Below are 17,123 nucleotides of genomic sequence, written 5' to 3'. Positions count from 1 at the left end.
GACATGTCGTTAAAATATACAATGGAAGTTATGGAGCTATTAGATGATGTGAATGCAAATGGAGAATCCGTAGTGCGTTTATTTGACGGATTTGAACATTGTGAAGCAACGTATGATACGGTTTCCGAGCATAGCGGGTCAACCGATTTTGTGAAGGTCGTCATTAAAGGGACTGAAGGAAATAGCAGTGGCGGGAATGCCCGCACACTTGGAATTGTCGGTCGCTTAGGCGGTTTGGGTGCCCGTCCGCAGCGCATCGGTTTTGTATCGGACGGAGATGGTGCGGCAGCTGCGGTTACGATTGCGTTAAAGCTTGCCAATATGTCCGTTAAAGGAGATCGTTTGCCAGGGGATGTCATTGTGACGACGCATATTTGTCCGACTGCTCCGACGCAACCACACGAACCGGTTGATTTCATGGGCTCGCCGGTCGATATCTTAACGATGAATCAATATGAAGTCGTACCGGAAATGGATGCTGTCATATCTATTGATACGACCAAAGGGAATCGTGTCTTCAATCATCGCGGGATCGCCCTTTCCCCAACCGTTAAATCAGGGTACGTGTTGAAATTTGCGGATGAGCTGCTGCGCATCATGGAAATGACGACAGGGGACCTGCCCGTCACGTTTACAGTGACTACACAAGATATTACACCATACGGCAATGACGTATACCATATCAATAGCATTCTTCAGCCGGCAGTCGCGACCGATGCTCCGGTTGTCGGCGTGGCAATTACTGCGAAGACCGCTGTTCCTGGAAGTGGGACGGGGGCAAGCCATGAAGTGGATGTGGCACAGGCAGTACGTTTCTCTATCGAAATAGCAAAAGAATTTACTAGGGGTCAAATTGAATTTTATGATGCACAAGAGTTTGAACGTTTAGAAAAGCTCTATGGCTCCATGAAACATTTACAGACGCTAGGGACGGAAAAGTAATGGGATTGGGAACTGTAGGAGTTTTAACAATCGGCCAATCTCCACGGACGGATGTAACCCCTTCTATAGAAGCAATACTCGGACAGGCTGCAACGATTATCGAGAGCGGTGGTTTAAATAGCCTGACCGATGAAACCATTTCTTCCATTGAACCGGATGAGGAAGATACGACCTATATTTCAAGAATGCGAAACGGGAATTCTGTGAAAATAGGAAAGAGTAAATTGCTGCCTTTGCTGCAAACGGAGTTGGCTGCATTGGAAGAGACAGTTGACATCGTGCTCATGCTCTGCACGGGCGATTTTCCGACATTGCAATCGAAAAAAACGATTGTCTATCCTGACAGGGTGTTGAATCATGTGGTCAGCGCCCTTCTGCCGTCGGGCTCTCTCGGACTCATTATCCCATTGGAAGAACAGCGAGAAACACTGCTTTCAAAGTGGCAACAGAAAGACTTGAACATTTTCGTGGAAGTGGCTTCACCGTACGAGGAAAGTGATATTGCAGGCGCAGCGAGTGCTTTGCAGAAGAAAGGTGCCACTCTACTTGTTTTAGACTGCATGGGCTACAACGAACAACATAAAACAGAGGCTGTGAAAAGCAGCGGGCTGCCTGTCATCCTTCCCCGGACACTGGTGGCACGCATACTAGCAGAGTACATGGCTGAATAGATCCGGGTTTCCGGATCTTTTTTGTGATAGGGGGAAGAGAAGTGCCGATACTAGCGTTGCTTGTGTTAAGTGTATTGTGGGGGTCTACGTTTTATTTCACCAAGTTACTGCTGCCTGTGTTTCATCCGGTTTCAATTGTCTTCTATCGCTGTCTCTTCGGGGCAATCATGCTGTTGCCGATCTTTTTATTTCAACGGAATCGAGGATCAATGGCGATCAACAAACTCCATTTTCTCGTCGGCATTACGTTGCTCAGTGCGGGTGTGCCATGGATCATCATGAGTTTTAGTTTACGTAACTTGGATACGACCATTAGTGCTGTGTTAAATGCGACAGGTCCCATTTTTGGCGTATTGCTTGTGCTTTTTTTGTTTAAAGGACAAGTGAGAAAGCGGGAGATCACTAGTGTAGCAGTTGGATTCATAGGAATTGCATCTGCCTTCTTCATCGGTTCTTCCTCTTTGGAGAATTTTCGGGTTGCGAGTGCTATGTTGTTGATAGCAGCTGTTAGTTTATATGCATTATCTGCAGTGCTAACCGGGAAGTATTTGACTGGATATTCGGTTGTAACGCTTTCTTTTGTTACAATGGCAGTAGGAACGATATTTTCCGCTCCGGTTATGCTGCTCGTGCAGCCAACGAGTTGGGAAGGGCTGAAAGATTTTCGACATATCTTCTTTATTATCATGTTAGGTGCATTGAATTCAGGGATCGGAAATTTGCTCTATTATTATATTGTGAAAAAAGGCGGGCCGATTTTTGCATTATCAATTACATATTTAATGCCCATTATGACAATCTTTCTAGGCTTCTTTTTATTGCATGAACCAGTTGGGTTCGGCACTGTAATTTCGTTGATATTCGTATTGTCTAGTGTTTATTTATCGAAACGAAAGGATGTTGAAGCATGAGTGAATTGAATCAAATCGTTGCGGCATTATTGGCAAATAATTTTGCGGTGGAGGCAGATGCACGAATTCTCGTCCTGATGGATCAAAGTACGAACGAACTGGGAAAGAAATTTGCGGTAGCATTGCAGGAGGATGGGCGGCAAGTCCAGACGTATTGCATGGAAGACCGGAAAAAATCAGGGGAAGAGCCGCCTCGGGAAGCAGCGGAGGAAATGTTGCGATATGATCTCGTTTTCTGTTTGACGAAGCATTCGTTAACACATACAGTAGCACGTAAACGTGCGAATGAAGAAGGAATCAGTGTGATCACAATGCCAGGCATTACGGAAGACATGTTTTTACACGGGGCGATGTCGGCAGATTACAGCAGAGTAGAAAAGGAAACAGTTGAAATGACAGCTAAGTTGACGGAAGCAGCTACGGTTACCATCCGTACGGGCGACCATCAGCTCGTAATTCCGGTTCACGGAAGAAATGGCGTGCCAAGCACAGGCGTATTTCGAAAGAAAGGCGCGTCCGGGAATCTTCCTTCCGGTGAAGCATTCATTGCGCCGGTAGAAGGGGAAGCTGAAGGGACAATTGTCATTAATGGCTCTATTGCGGGAATTGGATTACTCAAGACGCCAGTCGTGCTCACAATTAAAAAAGGACGCCTCACGGATGCTACAGGTCAGAACGGAGAAAGATTGCTTGCGTTGCTAGGTGACGGCGATGGCCGATTCCTTTGCGAACTCGGCATCGGTACCAATCACGCGGCCCGCCTAACAGGGAATATTCTTGAGGATGAAAAAGCATATAATACGATTCACGTGGCATTCGGCTCCAACCATACTTTTGGAGGCGTGATCAAAACGAACGTTCATATTGATTGTGTAACAAAAAATCCGGTTGTTGAATGGAAATAGAATAAGAAGGCGGATTTTGTGATTTATAATAAAGAGAGCCCCACCAATTTCAATTGGCGGGGTTCTTGCTGTTTTCTGAAAGAAAACTTGAGAACAACTCCTTGCAGCCATGCATCTTCAACTTCCATTGTTTAATTTAATTGTTGAGTTGCTACTATCCTTGAAAATCTATTTAACCAACATAGTATCTAATAAAATTTTGTTCTAGTCATACTAGTTCCTTCTGCTCGTTCCACTAGGTATATGTCCTCTGTATTGTTTCTTGAGATGGATGGTACGCGGAGAAACTCAACCGACTTTTATTAAATACCATACTAATTAGATAAAAGAAGGAGTTTGCTGTTTGGCTGTCGAAATAATTGTCAATACGTGAAAAATAGGGACAATGATGCATGAGGCGTTACAATAGAGACAATATAGCGTTCATGATTGTGCGCTGCAATGAATTGTTTAAGGTCATTTTTGCACCACGAAAATAGGAAAGGGGCGGTGCTTTCTAGGTACAAAAAGCCTCGTTCCGTCGATTTCGTAGATGAGCTGCCGCGAAGTCTGCAAGGGAAACTACTGAAGTATAAACTGCGTGAAATGATGGCTGCGGAAGTGAAATAATCAATATAAGGGGATTGCATAAAAGTTTTGTCGTAATGCCCTTTTTACACATATTATAAACCGGATATCATATCATCTTGTGTTGCTGGTCATTTTGGTTTTATTCACATGCATTTTCATCAATCAAGAAAGGAATGGAGATATGAAAAAGTTCTTTATCACATTCTTCTTGTCGATCACGATGATTTTATCATCAGGCACGGTATCAACAAAGCAGGCTTCAGCGGAATTTAAAGATATTCCGAATAACCATCCGAGTTATTCAGTGATTCTGGAGATGAAGAAAGCCGGCTTTATTAGCGGCTATCCGGATGGCACCTTCCGGCCTAATGACACGATTAGCCGCAAACATGTTGCGTTGCTCTTGGATAAGGCCTTACAGTTACCAGACCCGACCGGATCAAAGAGTGTCTACAAGGACGTTCCGAAAAACCACCCGTACTATAAACCCATTATGAAAATGTCAGAGGCGGGAATCATGAGTGGAACGGGCGGCAAGTTTAACCCCGATGAACTTATTACCCGTATACAACTTGCCAAGGTGCTGGATCTAGCTTTTTCATTCGAAGCCTCTTCCTATCAGGCGTTTGACGATGTACCCGAAAGTCATTGGGGCTACAAACATGCCAATGCCCTACATGAAAACCGAGTGGTGGATGGAGTGAAAGGTAAATTTGAACCGAATGAGCCGGTTACAAGGGAATATTATGTGACTACCCTGCAGAGAGCGATCGCTGCTCAGAAAACTCGCGAACAGAGGGGAAGTACAGGGGAAGGTGAGGATCTAACCCGCCAACTTTCCAGTTCCATTGAATGGATACTGATTGAGGGAGTCAGCCAGAAAAAATCTTTTGAAGAGATTCGGCCCGAGCTTCTGAAGCACGCGACCCAGGAGTTTACAGACCGTACCTTAAAAGAATACTATCCTTATGCCTGCAATGAATGTGATACGACTTTATTTCCATTTCCGACAAACCTGACATCTGATCGTTTTGAAGTCACGCAGCCTTCCGCAAATCTGCTGTCGGTCAAAACGATTGAATTAGGAAATGCCTTGAGTGGAGGCGGGTTCATCACCTATCAGCTGAAAAAAGAAGACGGGACTTGGAAAATGGATTCGTACACGTATAAGATGGCTGGTAAGCAGAACTTTCAACTTTCTGCCGAGGAGGCCAAAACGATCCTAGAACAAAATTACCGAGCCGCTTACCAAAATGTAGCGGTGAAATTCAAGTCTACTGCCAAGGAGACCGGTAAGGACATTGTGACAGGTGAGACGTTTACCTACGACCTTTATCTATTTGAGGTGAAGGCGGATGAAGTGGAGGAGCTGGTTAGTTTTCACTCCTACAACGGCATGTATGATTACTACTGGGAAGAGTGACTTACACAAAAATGATTGCAGCTTTAATAAGCTTGCTGGAATTCAAATAACATAGAGTGATTCAGCTGGTTGGCTGGTATGCAAACGGTAAAATACCGGGGGCATGTCAGCCAATTTTTATTTTGGCTATGTTAAAGTTATTGGTTGAGTTTGAATATATCATCGTCTTTTGTGCTAATCTGACTGTATAAATTACAAAAGGGGTAATTCAAATAACTTTAACGAACATAATAGCTAACACTTCTTCCTTGCATGATAAGGATAAAGAATACATTTTAGATTATCTAACTCGTCATTTCTCGCCGTCATCCTCACAACAAGGAGCTTTAATCGGTGAATTAAGAGAGAAAGTTTTCTAATGGTTTTCATTGTCGGCATTGTGGAAGTGCATGAGTGGTTCGTTATGGGAAGCGAGATGGTCGCCAACATTATAAGTGCAAGATGCTATGGCATAAATCTCATTTGAACACATCAAAAACTTTGTTTTCACCATCTTCATATGGGCAATTAACAATTTGTAGGTGTTTCATTTCCCAGTATGAGGAGCGTAGATAGATAAATGAATTATCTAATTCTACAATATTGTGACTCGTACCATATTGTAAATCGTCGTATTGCTCATGATAGCCAGGCAATTCAATAGATTTAGGTCTATACAAATTTGATGGTTGTTGTGTGGTTTTTTTGATTAATCTCGTACTAATATCGTATTGATGAGTAAATTCATTAGACGACATAGATATATCATCATTTCCAATAAAGATTGTTGTACCATCTTGCGATACAGATGCCACCATCATTGAGATGCCATATGACTTAATTTGTTCATATGAAATTCGATTAGTAACTACTGAATCTTGCATATTATATACGACTACTCCAAATGTACCCTGCATAACCACTATTTTGTTATCGGCATATAAAAGTTGAGGCATTTCGGCACCGATATTCATTTGTTCGATGTCAGACAAGTATACCGCTAATTCTTCACCTTCGTGTAAAGTAAAGTTTCGTGCCTTATAACCAATTACTTCATTGAAATCGGGGGCAACAAGTATTAAAGGTGTATCAACTCCAACATTCTCTTCATCTTCAAAAAGAACGGTTAATATCTCTTTTCCTTCATAAGTTTTATCCCACAATTCATAACAATTATCAGCAATCACTTTCTTCACTTTTGCACTTTTCCAACCTTCTTTAGCTGTGTCATTCCAACCTTTTTTTTCGATAAACCCCCAAGCAACTTCTTTAGCTTTTTCATAACTATCTGTTTCTGTGATAGTCCCAACATTTTGATTATACGAACAACCAAATACCAACAATATCAAAAATGTCGGTATTGCTAAATATAAAAATTTCACCTTCGTATCCTTTTCACCTCCTTTTCTTATTAGTCGTTAATAATTTGTTAAAGTTTCAGACAAATCCCTTTTTCCTATAACCAACTTCTTATTTGAAGAACGACAATAACACCATTGCGTTAATCTTTTACGATAAATCAACCTTTTTCTTTAACATAGCGTTTATTTTAGATGCGCTAGTAATGGAAATATGAAATCTATTTCGGATTAATCACACAAGTAATCAATCCAATACCTCAGCAGCTTTCTTCATAGTTTCATATAAGACTGGATTCCTGAAATCATGTGCATCGATTCCTAATTGCTCCACAGCAAAATACAGGTGTTCTAGCCAGTCGCCATCATGAGCTTCAGCCGCTTTCTCACACTCTTTTTCAATGTGTGGAACACTAATGGTTGTACCTAACTCCTCAAAAAGTTGAATGGCTTCTAGAGCTCCCGGCCAATTTCTGTCTTGCAATAATCCAGCCAGTTTCGGCAAGGCTTCTTTATTCCGAGGATAGCCCATTTCCTTGAGAAGGTGAACTGCATTTTCCCAGCACTCTTTTCCGTAAGTAGGAAGTAACATCCCTACTTTTTCCGGAGGCAAGTGAGAGAGCATCTCCATTGCTTCGTTTTGAATTTCTTGCGGTAGATGCCAATTCAAGTTGTATACATAGTACGTAATTTGATCATCGTCGAAATCGTTGTAATTTGTCATTGTATTCTCCTTAACTGGATGAATCTGTTTACTAAAATTGAACCCTACCACAACAACATGGTAGGGTTCAAACTGTTATTAAAAATCAATTCCAATGGCCGTTCCATTTCGGCTCGAATCGGCAACTCCTTTGTAGATGCCCTCTTTCTGGTCGATCCAGATACTTTGGACATTGCCGATCACAGTCGGGCTTTCCCCGAATTGATGGCCTAGCTTACGCAATGCATCCATTGCCTCTTCAGGAATACCTTCCTCATATCGATAGGATGATGTGCTATTCGTATAAATTCTAGGCTCCTCGACAGCTGCTTTCAGTTCCATGTCGTAGGCAATGGAGTTGATGATCGTTTGAAGAACCGACGTGATGATTGTCGGTCCACCCGGGGAGCCGACTGTGAGAACAGGCTTGCCGTTTTCAAAGACAATCGTTGGCGTCATGCTGCTGAGTGGCCGTTTGTTCGGCTCGACTTGGTTTGCTCCGCCTGGCATGGCGTCAAAATCAGTCAATTCATTGTTAAGCATAATGCCATATCCAGGTACCATAAGGCCTGTACCGAATAGTTGCTCAATGGTAGTTGTATAGGAAACGACATTCCCCCATTGATCGGCAACAGAAAAGTGTGTCGTTTCGCCTGGCTGTCCGTCCTTCGGTTGCTCCACGATGACAGATTCCTGTTTCATGTCTTGATAAGCCCAAGGATCACCAGCCGTTGGTTTTTCGATCATCTTGTCCAGGTTGATTAAATTGAGACGTTCTTGAATATAATCAGGGTGCAATAACCCTTCCAGTGGTACATCGATGAATTCGGGATCTCCCGCATAGGCAGCACGATCCGCGTAAGCTAAATGCATCGATTCTGCAAGCAGGTGATATTTCTCCCAAGATTTCACGTCGTATTGTGACAAATCGACTCCGTCCAGAATGCCGAGCATCTGAAGCAAGAAGACTCCGCCTGAACTTGGAGGTGGCATGCTTGCAATTTGATAGCCTTTATATTCTCCCCAGATCGGCTTGTCCATTGTTACATCATATGCTGCCAAATCTTCAACTGTTAGAGAACCGCCGTATTGCTGAACAACGTCCGCAATCGCTTTAGCTATGTCCCCTTTATAGAAAGCATCAGTGCCTTCCTTTTTGATTAGTGTAAATGCTTTTGCCAAGTCCTTTTGAACAAGCAAATCGCCTTCGCGCAACGGATTTCCGTTTGGAACGAATACATTTCCGGCTGCCGTTCGATAAAGCATCGCTTTGTTATCTTCAATCGCTTGCGCTAGGACAGAGTCGATGGGAAAGCCATCTTCGGCCAATTGGATGGATGGGTCAATCAATTCTTCCATCGACATCGTTCCCCAGCGTGCAAGCGCTTCTTCAAGCCCTTTCAATGTACCCGGAACGCCAACGGCTTTGCCGCCAGTCGCTCTTTCTGCGAATGGAATAGCGTTTCCTTTATCGTCCAAGAACATATCCGGCGTTGCCCCGGCTGGTGCACGCTCCCGGCTATTCAATATTTGTGTTTCTCCTGACTCAGCATCATAGTACATAAGAAAACCGCCACCGCCAATTCCGGACATCATCGGCTCCGTGACGTTCAATGCAAATTGGATCGCAACAGCCGCATCAACTGCATTTCCTCCATTTTTCAGCACGTCAGCGCCAATTTGAGTTGCAAGCGGATGTGCCGTCGTCACCATGCCGTCTGTTCCAATCGCCACTTGACGTAGATTGTCATAACTCATGTCCCATTCCTTAGCGAAAGCGCCCCCAGGCACCATGCTAAATGTCAGCAAAATAATCAATGCTACAGCAAACCAATTTTTTACACTCTTCCTCATTGTCCCACCCCTTCAATAGTAGTTTTCAACGCTTATTTCTTCTCCCGTTATCTCCCTTCGATTTGATATGAATATTACAGAAAAAATATCTGTAATAATATGATTATATTTAATTGATTGATAAATTGCTAACTATCTACTTCGTGAATAGAAACTTTAGGGTTTCTTAAGTAAAGGAATGACAATATCTTGGGGGAGAATCGAAGACAAATTAAAGAGAGTACAGGAATAGCGTTACAATCCTGTACTCTCTTCTTTTTCGTTGCCCTCACCCGATTTTATCCTCATCCACAATATCGTCCGGTTCCTTCACCAGATAATATTTTCCTTTCGTCAGGATGGCGATGACTACCGTAAGGATGGAGGCAAGCAATGCAGCAAAGAAGGCAGCCGTTGTTTCTAAAAACAGCCCCATGTAGCCGAGAGCGGCGATGGTGCCCAGAACGCTAGCGACGATGAGTGAAATCGTGCCGACGGGATTCCACTTATATAAGTATTCTTGTCGGGCTACGTAATACGTCGGCCCGATCTTCAGCCATTTCTTGACGACCAGTGCATCGGTCACTAAAATGGCAGCCCATGCAAGCAGGAATACCCCTTGAAATGTCATCAGTGTGTCGACATGTTCCACAATATTAGAAAGCATAAGAAGTATCGCCGTCACGCCTGCGAACACGACCCAAAAACGACGGCCGGGCGTAAAGTGAAAGATGTTCTCAAAGAAGTTGGAAAGGGAGAGTGAGCTGCTGTAAATATTTGTTACGTTAATTCGCAGCTGGGTGAGCATCGTGAAAAGGGCACCGCCAATGCCGAGCAGGAGGACGATATAGACGCCGGGATCCGATTCGAGAAACCGGACGCCGAACCAGATGCCGAGTCCGCCCATGACGCCAAAGCAAAAAATCTGTGGAATAAAACCGATCGCCACAGAACCGACTTTTATGTCAGAAGGCTTTAAAAAACGTGCATAGTCGGAGGCAAGTAGAGCAGTTAATCCCATAATGCCATGGTGCATCCCGATGCAAAACAGTAAAGCTTCGCCGCCGATTTGTACACCGTCAGGCATATAAGTGAAAATAGAGCCTTGATAAATGGAAGGCTGGTAGAGGGAAACGATGATCGCTGTCAGCAGAAAGAGAATGAATAGGGGGAGAGACCATTTCTGCAATTTGTCCAATTGGTCGATTCCAAACCAATTGAGGGGAATTACGATGGATCCGAAGAGGAGAATGAGTGTCCATTTCGGTAGGGTAGGGAAAAAGTAGTGAACCGCGGAAACTAAAATGAGCCCTTCAAATGCGCAATACATGATGAAATTCGAAGCGTAGATTAATGATGTCAGGGAAGAACCGATATAGCCGAAGCCACCGCTTCGTGAGAGAAGATTAACATTCATGCCGGACTTGGCAGATAAGTAGGCAACCACGGTTCCGAGCAAACCTGCGACAACTATCGCATAAGCGGAGGAAATCATCGCATTGATCGCTCCAAATTTAAGCGCCATCACACTCCCCATTTGAAAATAAAAAATAGCTGTCGCTATTCCGAATGTAATATTCGTAATGCTCAACCAGCCTTTGGTTCGGTCCTTCCGAGGGACCCGGTCCAAAGAATAATCATCGGCAGGGGCAATCGTCGTCTCGTCCATATTTTGTTGTGTCAGTTGGATAAGCAACCAACTCCTTTTCTTGTATTTTTTAATCAACCACCCTTCCAACATAACAATTATAGGAGATAGTTTCAACCTTTCTCCCTGAGCTAACCTTTCCTCATTTTAATTCCTTGCTCTAACCCCGACCCGCGCATAAATCGCCGGCAGCCGCGCATAAGCAACTGATAGCCGCGCATACGACTCCCGCAACCGCGCTTACACACTCGGAATTCGCGCATAAACCGCCCGCCCCCGCGCATAAAGGACCCGAAAGCGCGCATAACCCCATCCACAGAAATGCGCAGTATATAATTACATTTGAAAAATACAGCAATGGTCTACTAAGGCCACACAAAACGATTTCTATCTAACGCTCCATTTCGATCCCCCCTGCCAGTTCAAAAATAGATGTCTAAAATATCCCGGAAGAAACAGATTTGAAAGAATAGTTCGTTAGTGTTAAACTGAATTACTTGCCGTCTCTCATAGGAAGATAGTTTAGAGATGGTACATGAGCAGGGGGTAGCGAAAGTGAAAATAAGACTAGGTGTAGTGGGGGCACGTGATTCGATTGGAATAGTCAGGAAGGTGGTGAAAGAGTTCCATGAAATCATCATGCTTCCTTTCCCATACGATTCGATGGAAGAAGTGTTAGACATCATTCCGAAAAATCGATTGCAAGTGGATCAATGGTTTTTTGCGGGACAAGCGCCTTATCATCTCGCGGTGGATCATCAGGTAATCCGGGCAGAAGAGGGGAGTTATGCGCCGCTCAATAGCAGCAGTATCTACAAGACACTGTTACAAGCCCAATTGCAGGAGAATCGAATTTTCCACAGTATTAGCTTGGATACGTTTCAAGGAACGGAGAGTGAGTTGCGAGCAGAACTTCCTTCAATGGAGCTCCATACCTTTCCTTATTCAGGTTATATTCCGGTTGAAGAGATCGTTAAATTTCATTTGGAGTTGTTTGAGCAAGGCAAAGTGGAAGTGGTGATTACGTGCATCAAGCGGGTGGATAATATTTTGAAGGATATGGGGATTCCTTGTTATCGTGTTGCGCCAGATGAGAATTCAATTCGGCTTATTATCCAGTATTTGAAGCAGCGCGGCGTGTCCCAATGGTATCGCAAAGCACAGATAGCAATTACAGGGATTGAAGTATTGCCGTCTACGGTCGATGAACAGTTTTCATATAAAGTAAAATACCGGGAGCTGGAGTTGAAGCGGCTGCTACTCGAATACGCTGAAAGCGTGAATGGTTCCTTTGTAGAAATGGGGGACAGCCGTTACTTCATTTATGCGACCCGCGGCGAGGTAGAGCTGCAGTTGAAGGAAAACTCTCTGTTCACATTGATTAACCAAGTGGATCTCCGCAGTAGGTTTGCCATTAAAATTGGAGTCGGCTATGGAATTACCTCCTTGGAGTCGGAACAAAACACCCGCCTGGCGATTCAATATGCGAGGAGCAAACAAGCCGGAAGTATCATTACCGTAGATGAAAACAAGAAAGTTTCAGAAATCGAACAGCAAGAATACGAAATCTCCTATGATGGCCGTTCACTTTTCGAGGAATGGGGCAATCAGCTGAAGGAAGCCAATATTAGCTCCGCCACACTTAATCGAATTCATTCGCTCGCCTTGCATTATAGAAAAATGGACATTACTTCAAATGAATTGGCGACTTGGATGAATAGTACCGACCGAAATGCGAGAAGGATTCTGATGGAATTGGAGAGTGCCGGACTCGTGGAAATAAAGGGCGAAGAACAGTCGGGCCAACGTGGGAGGCCTCGCAAAGTGTACCGTCTCGGCTTTTTGGAAAATGAAAAATCGTTTGAAAATACCAACTGGTAGATGAAAAGTCTATCAAGTTGGTATTTTTTTAATATAATAAATAGATTGTATTGACAAACAATTGCAAACAAATTAATATTAACGGAACGATAAAGGAAAATTCCTTTATTAATTTTAAACATTTATGGAAAATTAATATGAAACCTTTGAAACGCCTGTTATCACTGGTCAAACATCGGCGAAACCAATACATAGTAAAAGGTGTAAAGGCCATTTCGCCGTGGCATCGGAATGTAGGATGAATGGCCTATCATCTATCACATTGGCTTCCTTTGCCACAATTGTGGAGTCGACATACGACAGTTGGAAGAGAACATGACAAGGAATGGGGGAGAGGAATTGCGTGAAATTGTTTTTACAGCAACGGGGGACTCGTTTATTACAAGAAGGCTGCCTGAAGAGGACGAGCGTTTTGGCAAGCTGTCGTCGCTCCTGAAAGAGGCGGATGTCCGTTTTACGAACTTGGAAGTGACCATTCACGATGGGGAAGGCATTCCGGGTGCGGTGAGCGGTGGGACATGGGCGAAAGCTAAGCCTGCCGTTTTACAAGATATTAAAAGATACGGATTTAATCTCGTTGCTTGGACAAATAACCATACGCTGGACTATTCCGTGCCAGGGTTATTGGCAACGGAACGTTATTTGGAGGAACACGGCTTTGTTCACGGCGGGGCCGGAGCCGATTTGGCGAGTGCTTCAGAGCCGAGGTATTTGGAGACGACAGCAGGACGTGTTGCCATGATCGCAGCCACTTCAACGTTTCATGAGTCATGGGCAGCTGGTGATCAACGCCGGGACATGAAAGGTAGACCGGGCGTTAATCCACTGCGATTTGATACAGTGCATCTCGTTTCAAAAGAGCAGCTGGAGCATTTAAAACGGATTGCCTCTTCCACTGCTATCAATGCCGCGCAGAATCTCAGCATAAAAGAAGGATTCAAAAAAGAACGGACGGATGGCGTTTTTTCATTTGGAGCCCATCTGTTCCAGGAATCCGAACATCAGGGAAAAATGACTTCTCCTGCTGCAATAGACATGGACAGAATCATCCGCAGCATCCATGAGGCGAAAAGGCAGGCCGACTATGTGTTTGTCAGCCTCCATGCTCATGAGATGGAAGGAGAGGTCAAAGAAAAGCCTGCGCGTTTCATCGAGGATTTTTCAAGAAGATGTATAGATGAGGGAGCTCATATGGTCGTCGGCCATGGTCCCCATATACTTCGCGGAATCGAAATCTATAAGAACAGACCTATATTTTATAGTCTTGGAAACTTTATTTTTCAAAACGAGACGGTCACTCACTTGCCAGCAGACTTCTATCAAGCGTACGGGCTGACGGACCAGCATAATGTGGCCGATGCGCTAGATACAAGAAGCCGGGGCAATTCGATCGGATTCGGAATAAACCCAGCCATTTGGGAAACTGTTTTACCGATTTGGAAAATGAAAGATGGGGAACTGACGGAGCTGGTGCTACACCCGGTTGAACTCGGATTCGGAAAAAAGCGGTACGAACGCGGATGGCCGGAGCTGAGTGGCAATCAAGCGATACTGGAACGATTGTGCCGGCTGTCCAAAGAATACGGAACGGAACTAGAAATCGACGGCGGGGTAGCGAAAGTCTTGCTTCATTCGCAATTGCCGGTATAGGTTGTAAACGCTTTATTCTAATAAAACAAAACGGGAGGAATGGATCATGAGAAAGTTTGGATGGTTTCTAATGACGTTGTTGCTGTTAGTACTGCTTGTAGGTTGTAGTAATGAAGATAAGAAAAGCGCGGATACGGGCGAAACAAAAAGCGGCGGCACGCTGAAAGTTGCAATTAGCGCACAGCCTCCGACATTGGATGTGCATTTGACGACATCCTCGGATGCTATCAATGTGACTTCGAATATTTATGAAACGCTTGTCACGCAAAATGGAAAACAACAGGCGGTACCGATGTTGGCTGAATCCATCGAAACTAGCGATGATGGCTTACTGTACACATTCAAATTACGCCAAGGCGTGAAGTTCCATAACGGTAATGAAATGAAGGCGAAAGACGTTGTTGCTTCTATGAACAGATGGCTTGAAAAATCTTCCCGTGCAAAACTGCTGTTAGCTGGCGCTACATTTGAAGAGAAAGACGAGTACACGGTGGAAATGAAACTGCAAGAAGCTGCATCGGACGTGTTGGATATTATGGCAGGAAGAGGCCAGTTCCCTGCAATCATGCCAGCTGAAATCGTTGAATCAGCCAGTGATGATGGTGTTTCCGAATACATTGGGACAGGACCTTTCAAATTTGTTGAATGGAAACAGGATCAATATATCAAACTTGAGAAATTTACAGATTATGCAGAAGCGGATGGAGAACCAGACGGATTAGCTGGCCGGAAAACAGTGTATGTAGATGATGTCGAATTCCATATCGTAACGGATTCCTCAACGCGGATGGCTGGTGTGCAGACCGGCGAGTATGATATTGCCCTCAACATGCCTTTCGATAACTACGATCAATTGATGAGCATGGGCCAATTGAAGACATACGCATCATTTGATAATGGAACGATTAATGTCGCCTATAACAAAAAGTCTGGCATCATGACAAATCCGGAAATCCGACGGGCTATTAACACGGGAATCGATGCGCACGCGGTCATGCTGGCGGCAGTTGGAAATGAGCAGTTGTTCAAGCTGGACCCTGGCTATATCAGCCCTGACAACATTGACTGGGCAACGGATGCGGGTAAAGAACAGTACAACTTGGCAGACGTGGAAAAAGCAAAACAAATGCTGAAGGATGCTGGCTATAACAATGAAGAAGTCGTCCTCTACTCGACTGGTGATTATGATCACCAATACAATGCTTCTGTTGTATTAAAGGAACAGTTATCGAAAATGGGAATTAACGCGAAATTGGAGATTTACGACTGGCCGACGCTGCAGGAGAAGCGTTCGAATCCTGAAAATTGGGATGTCATGATCCTCGGGACTGGTTACGTTACGACGCCTTCCCAATTGCTAGTCATTAACCCGACATTCCCTGGATGGACAGAAGATGACAAGGTGACTGCTCTGCTCACGGAAATCCGCAAGGCGGAAACGAAAGAGGCAGCAAAGGAAAAATGGGCGGAGCTGCAGCAATACATGTGGGATGATTATATGCCACATACATTGTTCGGGCACTACGCATCCATTATCACAACAACAGACCAATTGGAGGACTTGATCATTTTCAATAATGCGCTCCTCTGGGAAGTAAAGAAGAAGTAATGACAGGAAACGGCTCTTCTTTCTCAATGAAGGTAAGGGCCGTTTTTCTAAGTGTTTGATTGTAAGCCGAATGAAGGGAGGAACTTTTAATGAAGACGTATTTTTTGAAACGGATCTTGTCGTTGATTCCTGTATTGTTTGTCGTCTCCATTGTCATCTTCTTAATCATCCATATCACACCGGGGGATCCGGCGGCCATGTTGCTTGGGGAAGAAGCAACGGATGAGGATATCCACCAGCTTCGCGTCCAAATGGGGTTGGATGAGCCGCTTGTCGTCCAATATTTCCATTGGATTACGGAGGCAGTACAAGGCGATTTGGGAACTTCCTATTTCATGAAAGAACCTGTAATGGTTTCGATTCTCAGCCATTTGGCGCCAACCATCTCAGTGGCTATCATGGCAGGCATCATTTCCTTGCTCATTTCCATACCGATCGGCATTTTGGCAGCGACGAAAAGGGGCACAAATACGGATCGTACTGTAATGGGGTTCTCCTTAATCGGCATGAGTGTTCCCAGCTTTTTGCTCGGCCTGTTTCTGATTCTGTTATTCGGAGTGAAACTGCAATGGCTCCCTGTCGCGGGATATCGTCCGATCACGGCTGGACTGTTTGAGCACATTAAATATTTGATTTTGCCATCCATCGCGCTCGGTTCGATGCATGCGGCTTTGATTGCACGGATGACTCGCTCCAGCTTGCTGGAAGTATTGAATATGAACTACATAAAGACAGCCCGCTCGAAAGGGGTAGGGGAATTCTTGCTGATCATGCGGCACACGCTGCGTAATGCATTCCTGCCTATTTTGACGGTAATCGGGCAGACGTTCGGTTCATTGATTGCTGGAGCTGTTGTGACTGAAACGATTTTCAATATCCCGGGTATTGGTCAGTTGATCATTAATTCTGTTGAACGGCGCGATTACGCAGTTATTCAGGGGGTCGTACTGTTTGTAACATTCACGTATGTACTGATCAACCTGCTTGTCGACTTATTGTATGGGGTTGTCGATCCGCGTGTCAGATTGAGCAAAAAATAA

The 17,123-nt window shown here is 44.3% G+C and carries 13 protein-coding genes and 1 pseudogene; 10 read left to right on the top strand and 4 right to left on the bottom strand.

The genetic code is table 11. The features are described 5' to 3' along the window. Positions 1-3 precede the first annotated feature (3 nt). The 6 genes and pseudogenes from L7D49_RS09975 to L7D49_RS09950 all read left to right on the top strand — a co-directional run. Positions 4-942 (top strand): DUF1177 domain-containing protein, encoded by a 939-nt coding sequence (locus L7D49_RS09975; RefSeq protein WP_238080687.1) that lies wholly within the window; start codon positions 4-6, stop codon positions 940-942. Beyond that, positions 942-1,613, top strand: a complete 672-nt coding sequence (locus L7D49_RS09970) for an AroM family protein (RefSeq protein ID WP_238080686.1) — start codon at positions 942-944, stop codon at positions 1,611-1,613. Before L7D49_RS09975 ends, L7D49_RS09970 begins: the two co-directional genes overlap by 1 nt. Before the next feature lie 41 nt (positions 1,614-1,654). Further along, positions 1,655-2,524, top strand: a complete 870-nt coding sequence (locus tag L7D49_RS09965; protein WP_238080685.1) for a DMT family transporter — start codon at positions 1,655-1,657, stop codon at positions 2,522-2,524. Next, positions 2,521-3,429: an aminopeptidase gene (locus tag L7D49_RS09960; protein ID WP_238080684.1), complete on the top strand. Its 909-nt coding sequence runs from the start codon at positions 2,521-2,523 to the stop codon at positions 3,427-3,429. The genes L7D49_RS09965 and L7D49_RS09960 overlap by 4 nt, the downstream gene beginning before the upstream one ends. A 751-nt stretch (positions 3,430-4,180) precedes the next feature. Beyond that, positions 4,181-5,422: an S-layer homology domain-containing protein gene (locus tag L7D49_RS09955; RefSeq protein ID WP_238080683.1), complete on the top strand. Its 1,242-nt coding sequence runs from the start codon at positions 4,181-4,183 to the stop codon at positions 5,420-5,422. A 212-nt stretch (positions 5,423-5,634) separates the two neighbouring features. Continuing rightward, positions 5,635-5,812: pseudogene (locus tag L7D49_RS09950) on the top strand (IS1595-like element ISSpps1 family transposase); the annotation flags it as partial. Between the two features lie 68 nt (positions 5,813-5,880). Here the strand turns inward: L7D49_RS09950 and L7D49_RS09945 are convergent. From L7D49_RS09945 to L7D49_RS09930, 4 genes are all read right to left on the bottom strand, one after another. Continuing rightward, positions 5,881-6,783: a hypothetical protein gene (locus tag L7D49_RS09945; protein WP_238080682.1), complete on the bottom strand. Its 903-nt coding sequence runs from the start codon at positions 6,781-6,783 to the stop codon at positions 5,881-5,883. A gap of 223 nt (positions 6,784-7,006) precedes the next feature. Next, positions 7,007-7,483, bottom strand: coding sequence for a hypothetical protein (locus L7D49_RS09940; protein ID WP_238080681.1), 477 nt, complete (start codon positions 7,481-7,483; stop codon positions 7,007-7,009). Positions 7,484-7,561: 78 nt separating this feature from the next. Beyond that, the gene (gene ggt, locus L7D49_RS09935; protein WP_238080743.1) at positions 7,562-9,256 is read right to left on the bottom strand and encodes a gamma-glutamyltransferase; all 1,695 of its coding nucleotides are present in this window, start codon (positions 9,254-9,256) and stop codon (positions 7,562-7,564) included. Positions 9,257-9,584: 328 nt separating this feature from the next. Then, positions 9,585-10,964, bottom strand: coding sequence for a purine-cytosine permease family protein (locus L7D49_RS09930; protein ID WP_238080742.1), 1,380 nt, complete (start codon positions 10,962-10,964; stop codon positions 9,585-9,587). A gap of 534 nt (positions 10,965-11,498) precedes the next feature. On the opposite strand from L7D49_RS09930, the gene L7D49_RS09925 reads away from it, so the two are divergent. The 4 genes from L7D49_RS09925 (at position 11,499) to L7D49_RS09910 (ending at position 17,123) form a co-directional block, all read left to right on the top strand. After that, positions 11,499-12,824: a hypothetical protein gene (locus L7D49_RS09925; protein WP_238080680.1), complete on the top strand. Its 1,326-nt coding sequence runs from the start codon at positions 11,499-11,501 to the stop codon at positions 12,822-12,824. Between the two features lie 339 nt (positions 12,825-13,163). Next, positions 13,164-14,474, top strand: coding sequence for a CapA family protein (locus L7D49_RS09920; RefSeq protein ID WP_238080679.1), 1,311 nt, complete (start codon positions 13,164-13,166; stop codon positions 14,472-14,474). A gap of 46 nt (positions 14,475-14,520) precedes the next feature. After that, positions 14,521-16,083, top strand: a complete 1,563-nt coding sequence (locus L7D49_RS09915) for an ABC transporter substrate-binding protein (RefSeq protein ID WP_238080678.1) — start codon at positions 14,521-14,523, stop codon at positions 16,081-16,083. Positions 16,084-16,172: 89 nt separating this feature from the next. Continuing rightward, positions 16,173-17,123 carry an ABC transporter permease gene (locus L7D49_RS09910; RefSeq protein WP_238080677.1) on the top strand — a complete coding sequence of 317 codons (951 nt, stop codon included), beginning with the start codon at positions 16,173-16,175 and terminating at the stop codon, positions 17,121-17,123.

Source organism: Sporosarcina cyprini (assembly GCF_022048975.1).
GTDB lineage: Bacteria > Bacillota > Bacilli > Bacillales_A > Planococcaceae > Sporosarcina > Sporosarcina cyprini.
Note: the sequence above shows the minus strand (reverse complement) of the source record. Positions and strands in the feature narration are given on the sequence as shown.

Excerpts from the sequence above, each read along its gene's own strand:
- L7D49_RS09960 (WP_238080684.1), top strand. The coding sequence starts at position 2,521 with ATGAGTGAATTGAATCAAATCGTTGCGGCATTATTGGCAAATAATTTT.
- L7D49_RS09940 (WP_238080681.1), bottom strand. The coding sequence starts at position 7,483 with ATGACAAATTACAACGATTTCGACGATGATCAAATTACGTACTATGTA.
- ggt (WP_238080743.1), bottom strand. The coding sequence starts at position 9,256 with ATGGTGCCTGGGGGCGCTTTCGCTAAGGAATGGGACATGAGTTATGAC.
- L7D49_RS09915 (WP_238080678.1), top strand. The coding sequence starts at position 14,521 with ATGAGAAAGTTTGGATGGTTTCTAATGACGTTGTTGCTGTTAGTACTG.
- L7D49_RS09970 (WP_238080686.1), top strand. The coding sequence starts at position 942 with ATGGGATTGGGAACTGTAGGAGTTTTAACAATCGGCCAATCTCCACGG.
- L7D49_RS09930 (WP_238080742.1), bottom strand. The coding sequence starts at position 10,964 with ATGGACGAGACGACGATTGCCCCTGCCGATGATTATTCTTTGGACCGG.
- L7D49_RS09955 (WP_238080683.1), top strand. The coding sequence starts at position 4,181 with ATGAAAAAGTTCTTTATCACATTCTTCTTGTCGATCACGATGATTTTA.
- L7D49_RS09910 (WP_238080677.1), top strand. The coding sequence starts at position 16,173 with ATGAAGACGTATTTTTTGAAACGGATCTTGTCGTTGATTCCTGTATTG.
- L7D49_RS09975 (WP_238080687.1), top strand. The coding sequence starts at position 4 with ATGTCGTTAAAATATACAATGGAAGTTATGGAGCTATTAGATGATGTG.